9 protein-coding genes and 1 pseudogene are annotated in these 6,860 nt (G+C 57.7%); 3 read left to right on the top strand and 7 right to left on the bottom strand.

Annotated elements, in window-relative coordinates:
- Positions 1-580: hypothetical protein (locus ACP7B7_RS31375; protein WP_426079323.1), on the top strand; the 580-nt coding region annotated here is incomplete at its 5' end.
- A 541-nt stretch (positions 581-1,121) separates the two neighbouring features.
- Here the strand turns inward: ACP7B7_RS31375 and ACP7B7_RS31370 are convergent.
- The 5 genes and pseudogenes from ACP7B7_RS31370 to ACP7B7_RS31350 form a co-directional block, all read right to left on the bottom strand.
- Positions 1,122-1,280, bottom strand: coding sequence for a hypothetical protein (locus ACP7B7_RS31370; protein WP_308921957.1), 159 nt, complete (start codon positions 1,278-1,280; stop codon positions 1,122-1,124).
- Between the two features lie 65 nt (positions 1,281-1,345).
- Positions 1,346-1,890 (bottom strand): annotated as a pseudogene (locus ACP7B7_RS31365) (transposase).
- A 155-nt stretch (positions 1,891-2,045) separates the two neighbouring features.
- Entirely contained in the window at positions 2,046-2,885 is an 840-nt protein-coding gene (locus ACP7B7_RS31360) for a MetQ/NlpA family ABC transporter substrate-binding protein (protein ID WP_426079322.1), read from the bottom strand.
- Positions 2,886-2,909: 24 nt separating this feature from the next.
- Positions 2,910-3,584 (bottom strand): methionine ABC transporter permease, encoded by a 675-nt coding sequence (locus ACP7B7_RS31355; protein ID WP_426079321.1) that lies wholly within the window; start codon positions 3,582-3,584, stop codon positions 2,910-2,912.
- The gene (locus ACP7B7_RS31350) at positions 3,577-4,386 is read right to left on the bottom strand and encodes a methionine ABC transporter ATP-binding protein (RefSeq protein WP_426079320.1); all 810 of its coding nucleotides are present in this window, start codon (positions 4,384-4,386) and stop codon (positions 3,577-3,579) included. Before ACP7B7_RS31350 ends, ACP7B7_RS31355 begins: the two co-directional genes overlap by 8 nt.
- A gap of 130 nt (positions 4,387-4,516) precedes the next feature.
- On the opposite strand from ACP7B7_RS31350, the gene ACP7B7_RS31345 reads away from it, so the two are divergent.
- Positions 4,517-4,699: a hypothetical protein gene (locus ACP7B7_RS31345; RefSeq protein WP_308921953.1), complete on the top strand. Its 183-nt coding sequence runs from the start codon at positions 4,517-4,519 to the stop codon at positions 4,697-4,699.
- On the opposite strand, the gene ACP7B7_RS31340 is transcribed toward ACP7B7_RS31345, so the two are convergent.
- Positions 4,696-5,181: a YbaN family protein gene (locus ACP7B7_RS31340; protein ID WP_374694200.1), complete on the bottom strand. Its 486-nt coding sequence runs from the start codon at positions 5,179-5,181 to the stop codon at positions 4,696-4,698. The two genes, ACP7B7_RS31345 and ACP7B7_RS31340, sit on opposite strands and share 4 nt — an antisense overlap.
- Positions 5,178-5,798, bottom strand: coding sequence for a biliverdin-producing heme oxygenase (locus ACP7B7_RS31335; RefSeq protein ID WP_426079319.1), 621 nt, complete (start codon positions 5,796-5,798; stop codon positions 5,178-5,180). Before ACP7B7_RS31335 ends, ACP7B7_RS31340 begins: the two co-directional genes overlap by 4 nt.
- A gap of 388 nt (positions 5,799-6,186) precedes the next feature.
- On the opposite strand from ACP7B7_RS31335, the gene ACP7B7_RS31330 reads away from it, so the two are divergent.
- Complete coding sequence (locus ACP7B7_RS31330; RefSeq protein ID WP_308921951.1) at positions 6,187-6,753, top strand: YceI family protein; 567 nt, start codon at positions 6,187-6,189, stop codon at positions 6,751-6,753.
- Positions 6,754-6,860: the final 107 nt, after the last annotated feature.

Here is a 6,860-nt window from a genome sequence, read left to right as displayed (position 1 = left end):
CGGGCTTGAACGGCTTGCCGGTCGGGTATTTGGCGCGCCAGCCTCGTCAGAAAACCGAATTGATCAGCGCTTCCCTAATTTCCTCATGCGAAGGTCATTGCTAAATTTCTCTTTTGTTGGCTCCCACTGTTATCGTCAACTTTATATTAAAATATATCGTGATTCGGTAAGGGGAGATTATTCAATATCATCAAATTTTTTGAATAAAATTGAATTATTCATAAGATTTTTTTTCAAAGAACTAGATATTATTGGATTGGGCGACATCGATAGTCGCCACACCGCATTAATTAAAATTAATGCTGAGATCGAAAAATTTGTTAAAAGTAATTTTTTGCATGTTTCTAGTCATGTAAATCTTCAATCAATGAGAGGGCTAGCCAACTTGATGAAAGAGATCATTGCAATTGTTGATATTGTTTTGAAATATGATCCGTATTACAATCCTAGCGTTTGGGTTGATAAAATATTACGAACTAATTTTGATGTTTTACCAAATGAAAAATTTGAGAAATTTGAAAATTGCAAATACATTAATATTAGGGAAATGCTTAATTTGCATGAATCAGCATTCAGATAATATTTAATTTGAATTTTGAATTTGAGGCGAACTGATTGTTAAATTGAAAGAATTCCATGTTGTCTCCATCTCCATTTCCATTTTTTTAGTGGGCGGAAAATTACATATGGAAATTTAAATTTTGAAATATATATTAATTTATATTTTTAGTGGATTTTTTAAAAATTTCATAGAAAATTCAGGAGCAAGTATATTTGATATTAGGACCGATTGACGATGTGAGCGCATGAGTATAGACGCTGGCATCAGTAGGTGAATGTAGACGAAATCAACTCTTATAAGCGAGTCTGTAGAGCAGTATACGCGCTTCAGTCAACCCAAGCTAAGCTGCCGAGACATTGAGTTTGCGGTCGCGGTGCATCACCATGTGACGCAAGCGTTCAGTCCACGCATGGGGCCTTTCGACGACCCAACGCATGGGAAGGGCCATAAACCCGCCATTTATATCTGGGGTATGCTCAGGGGTGATCTTGTGATCGTGCAGCGTTCCGGTCGTGCCATTGGCTGGATGACGAACCACTTCAACGCGAATAAGGTGCGCCTAGTCGATGGCATAAGCACATTTTCCGCCATCGGCATTGTCCGTATAGAGCTTTTCGAGGCGAGGGCTTTTGCTGCACGCTTGCGTCACCACGGCTGCCGCCGCATCCTGGTCTTGTACGCTGACCGCAGTTACGTACACTGCGATGATCAGCGCCATTATATCGACCACGAGATGACACTTGGGTCCTTTGACTTACCTGCATCAAATCCGCTTTCGCCACCTTACGGCGAGATACGGGTGGACTGTGCATCACTTAATGCCACGCTTGGCGTACTTGCTCGTCCCATACGTGCACGCCATTGTTCGCGCAGCCGGTCTTGTATCTGTTCGAGTACACCACCTGCGCCAACCCAGCGCGAAAACGCCTTGTAGACCGCCTGCCAGGGTGGAAACGTCTCGGGTAGTAGCCGCCATGCGCAACCGTGCGTAGCACGTAAGAACACGCATTAACGAAATCGCGGCGGCTGTAACGCACGGGCGTGCCTCGCTGTCCCTGCGTACGCTCGAACAGGTCAGCAACGAGCTCCCATTCAGCATCTGTCAGGTTGGTGCTGTATGGCAAGATGGCCTCGCGTCTGTGGGCTGCCGTGTAGCCATACCGCTTGGTGGCCTCGGCGCACACCGCGCCCGTACGGCATAGTGGCTTGAGCCGTGCGACGCCTAACGCGCGTAGGGCTCTACGAATCGTTGCTGCGCACACGCGCAGACCGCAGCGGTAATGCAGCTCGTCGGCGATTTCCTGCAAGCTGGCCTGAGCGCGCTCCATGACGATTTAGTGCAAAACTGCGATATGCTCAGGCTTCAACGCTGGTGGTCTGCCACCGGCGCTGCTTGAATAGAAGGACGGTTATCCAATGCATGTGATCATGCAGCTTTACGTCCGTTAATGGCCGGTAATATGTTCAACCCCCAATGACAGCTTCACTTCTTGGTCGTCGGCGCTGCGGCCTTTTCCAGCGCGACCTGGTAATCGGTCTTTTCATAGCCGGCAAAGTGCTTGTTGGTCACGTCCAGGAAGGCGCGCGAGCGGTAGGCCGCTTCCAGGTCTTTCACCCAGGGTTTACCCTTGTCGGCGGTGCGGATGGCGACCAGGTTGATATAGCTGTCCGAGATCTTCTCGGCCACCAGGGCGCTGGTCAGCTTGATGCCGGCCGCCTGGGCGAAGTTACCGTTGATAAAGGCGAAGTCGGTATCGGCCAGCGCGCGCGGCAGCTGCGCCGCCTCCAGTGGCACCAGTTTGAGTTTCTTCGGATTGGCGGCCACATCGCGTTCGGACGCGCGCAGCGGATCGACGTTCGGTTTCAGCTTGATCCAGCCCATCTTGTCGAGCACCACCAGCGCGCGTGCCTGGTTGGTCGGGTCGTTCGGCATGGCAATGGTGGCGCCATCCTTGATCTCGGTCAGTGCCTTGTGCTTGCTGCTGTACATGGCAATCGGGATGGTCGGCACGGTGATCAGCGGCGTGATGGCCAGCTTGTTATCGGTGGCGAACTTGGTGAGATAAACGATGTGCTGGAACACGTTGGCGTCCAGCGAGCCTTCGGCCAGCGCGTAGTTCGGCTGCACGTAGTCGTTGAATTCGACGATCTTGACTTTATAACCCTGCTTTTCCAGGATGGGCTTGATGCCGATCTTCAGCTGGTCGCCATACGGGCCGGCGCTGGTGCCGATAACGATTTCCTTCGGATCTTTGGCCTGGGCCGAGAAGGCCAGGGCCAGGCCGACGGTGGCGGCCAGCAGGTTGCGGCGAATGGTATTCATGAGTGTCCTTTGATTCAATATGGATTAACGTTTGTCGAGGCGCTTGGCGATGCGGGTGCCGGCGAACTGGATGATCTGCACCAGCACGATCAGGATGGCGACGGTGACGACCATGATGTCGGTCTCGAAGCGGTAGTAGCCGTAGCGGATGGCCAGGTCGCCGATGCCGCCGCCGCCCACCACGCCGGCCACGGCCGAATACGACAGGAAGCTGATCGACAGCACGGTCAGGGCCAGCACCAGGCCGGAACGCGCCTCGACCAGCAGCACGCGCACGATGATCTGCATTTCAGAGGCGCCCATGGCGTGCGCCGCTTCGATCACGCCGCGCGGCACTTCGCGCAAATTCTGCTCCACCAGGCGCGCCAGGTAGGGAATCGCGGCGAACGACAGCGGCACGGCGGCGGCCAGCGGGCCGATCGAGGTGCCGGCGATCACGCGCGTAAATGGCGTCAAGGCGACCAGCAAAATAATGAAGGGGAAGGAGCGCACGGTGTTGACCACCCAGCCGAGTATCATCGACAGCGGGCGGTTTTCCAGCGACTGGTTTTCCGACACCAGGAACAGCAGCACGCCCAGCGGGCCGCCGATCAGGATGGCGGCGGTCAGGCCTATGCCCAGCATGGTCATGGTCTGTCCCAGCGCGACCCAGATTTCCGGCAGCAGGGCGATGACGTTATTGATCGATTCTTCAAACATGGCTTGCATCCTTCCAGGCGGTCGCGCCAAACGCTTCGGTGCCGTAATAGGCCAGCTCGCGGCCCAGCGCCGTCTTGCGCGGGGTGGCGGTGTCGGCGAGTTCGAACTGTTCGGCAATCGCCCCGTTTTCCACCACCGCCACGCGGTTGCAGATGGCGCCCAGCACCGACAATTCATGGCTGACGAACACGATGGTCACGCCCAGGCGGGCATTGATGTCGCGCAGGGTGTCCAGCAGCGCGCGCGTGGTTTCCGCGTCCAGCGCCGAGGTCGGTTCGTCGCACAGCAGCACGTCGGGATGGCTGGCCAGCGCACGGGCAATCGCCACGCGCTGTTTCTGGCCGCCCGACAATTGCGCCGGATAGCTGTGCTGCTTGTCGGACAGGCCGACCAGCGCCAGGCATTCCTCGACGCGGGCGGCGATCTGCTCGCCCTTGGTGGTGCCGTGGATTTTCAGGGGGAAGGCGACATTGTCGAACACGGTGGCGTTTTGCAGCAGGTTGAACTGCTGGAAGATCATGCCGATATTCTGGCGCGCGTCGCGCAGTTCGCTTTTCGACAGGCTGGTCAGTTCGCGGCCGGCCACGGTGATGGTGCCGCTGTCCGGGCGTTCGAGCAGGTTGATCAGGCGCAGCAGGGTCGACTTGCCGGCGCCGCTCTTGCCGATCAGGCCGAAGATATCGCCAGGATAGACGTCCAGGCTGACATCCTTGACCGCATGGAATTGTTGGCCCTTGGGCAGCGCGAAGGTCTTGTTCGCGCCTTCGATGCGGATCACCGGCGGGCGGGATGGTGTGGTCATGCAGATTCCTTTTATTATTGGCGCGTCGCGGCGCTGGCAGTGCCCGTGCGGTGGCGGCGGATAGCCGCCATGCGACGTCGGTTGCGTAGTATACCCGATCGCGTTATTACTCTAACGACAGAATCTTGCTTTGGATATGCAAATAATGTCTATGGCGGCGTTTCAGACGGCAAAAAGTGGATCGCCAGCTTCTTTGCCGAATAAAATTCAGGTCGCGAAACCGGGCTGGCTGTTTGCCGAGGGAATATTCGCCGGCGGGGAGAATGCGGCGATGCGGCTTGCATGCCGCATGACGGTGCTGGAAGGAACTTAATGTCCGCTGGCTGGCGGCGCCGGGGCAGATTCTGCCACTGCCTGCGGCGCAGCAGTTGGCGCCGGGCCTTCCGGACGGCGCAGCAGGTAAATCAATACGGCGATTTCCATCGCGCCGACCATGGCGATCACCCACCAGGGCGGATGGCCCAGGCACATGGCGACAAAGCCGATCGCCATGCCGAGGCAGGCCATGGCCTTGCCGCGGCGCGAGACGGCGCGGTGCTGGCGCCACTGGCGCAAGGGGTGGCCGAAGCGCGGGTGGTTCAACAGCCAGTGTTCCAGGCGCGGCGAGGCGCGGCTGAAGCAGGCCAGCGCCAGGATCAGGAAAATCGTGGTCGGCATCACGGGCAGCATGGCGCCGATAATCCCCAGCGCCACCATCAGCATGCCGGCCGCCGTCCAGGCCCAGCGGCGCAGGCGCGCGCCATGCGCTTCGCGCACGGCCAGCGGCGCTATCGGCGATGGACCCGCATCGCTCATCGGCCCAGCGCCTCGACGTGGCCGTGCATGCGCATGAAGGCGGCGCGCGCGCCATCGATCAGGCGTGCCTCGCCCGCGATGTCCAGCGGCGCCGAGTCCAGCACGGCGGTGAAATCGCGCCAGTGGCGCGCACGGCCGTCCGGGTGGCCGGCCAGGTGGCGCGCGCCGAAGTGTTCATCGAGGCCGATCTTGCCCGCCAGTTTATACAGCACGGCGGCGCCCAGTTTCGAGCCTTCGCTGACATACAGCCAGCCCAAAGCGGTCGCCAGGTCCAGCTGCGCGTCGAACGGTGGCGTGGCCGAATCGGCCGGCAGGGCGGCGTCCAGGTCGCGCAGGTCGGCGGCGATGCTGGCGTAGCGGCGGCGCTGTTCCAGGTCGGGCAGCAGGGCGGCCAGGCCGGCATGGTCGTACAGGGCGTCGACATCGCGCAGGAAGGCATATTGCGCCTGCAGGAAGCGCGCATAGTTTTGCTGGCTGTCGAACGGCGCGCTGGCCATGATGCGCTTGTCGAGCACGTCGTGGGTGGCCGAGGTGTCGGCCTTCAGGCGCGCGCTGCGCGGCAGGGACGGGTTCGGGGTGGCGCTCAAGGTGCTGGAATCAAGAATGGCTGCGGTCATGTGGTCGGCTCGCTTTACGTCTGTCTATTATGGATGATACGGCCCGGCGCTGCAGTGCGGGTGGCAGGCAGCGATCGTCACGCTGGTGGCGCGTCAAAAGGCAGGGATGATAGCAAGCGCGGAAAATAATAACAAGAATCATTCTCATCTAAATTGCTGGAGTTTTTCAGCAGTGTGCTGAATAATCGACAACAGAAGGCGCTGTGAGGAGAAGGTTGCCGTTATTATCGATTTTTTCGATGCTAACTAGGTAAATTTTCCGTTTTACATCGATCTTCGTGCGATGCATAATCGTTGCATCAGAAGCCACACCAGCCAGCCGGATTGCAATATGTGCATGCGCGCTGCTTGCGGTTTTACCTTAATCCACAACCTTCAGGAATTGATCATGAAAAAACTGCTCGCCTTTATCGCCGCCGCCGGCTTCTCGCTGTCCGCTTTCGCCGCGCCGGAAGTGTATGTCATCGATGGCAGCCACACCTTCCCGCGTTTCGAATACAGCCACATGGGTTTCTCGACCCAGCAAAGCCGTTTCAATAACACCACCGGCAAGATCACCCTGGACCGCGCCGCCAAGACCGGTTCGGTCGAAGTGCTGATCGACACCAAATCGGTGGACACCGGCTCGACCCTGTTCAACTCGCACATCCAGGGCGAAGACTTCCTCGACACCGCCAAGTTCCCGGTCGCCACCTACAAGTCGACCAAGTTCAACTTCAGCGGCGACAAGCTGGCCACCGTCGAAGGCAACCTGACCCTGAAAGGCGTGACCAAGCCAGTCACCCTGACCGTCACCTCGTTCAACTGCGCACCGCACCCGATGCTGAAAAAAGACGCTTGCGGCGCCAACGCCACGGCCCAGATCAAGCGCTCGGAATTCAACGCCGGCAAATATGCGCCAGCCGTCAGCGATGAGGTGACCCTGACGTTTGCGATTGAGTCGGTCAAAGAGTAAATTTTTACCCCAACGGCGGAATGCCGGGGTCAAAAAAAACTAGGGCGGCACATTCTGCTTACCTCTCCCGCGGGCACTATTGAAGCGCGTTGCTGTCCAAGGTCGCA

Origin of the sequence: Janthinobacterium sp. PSPC3-1 (assembly GCF_049896105.1) — a bacterium.
GTDB lineage: Bacteria > Pseudomonadota > Gammaproteobacteria > Burkholderiales > Burkholderiaceae_D > Janthinobacterium.
Note: the sequence above shows the minus strand (reverse complement) of the source record. Positions and strands in the feature narration are given on the sequence as shown.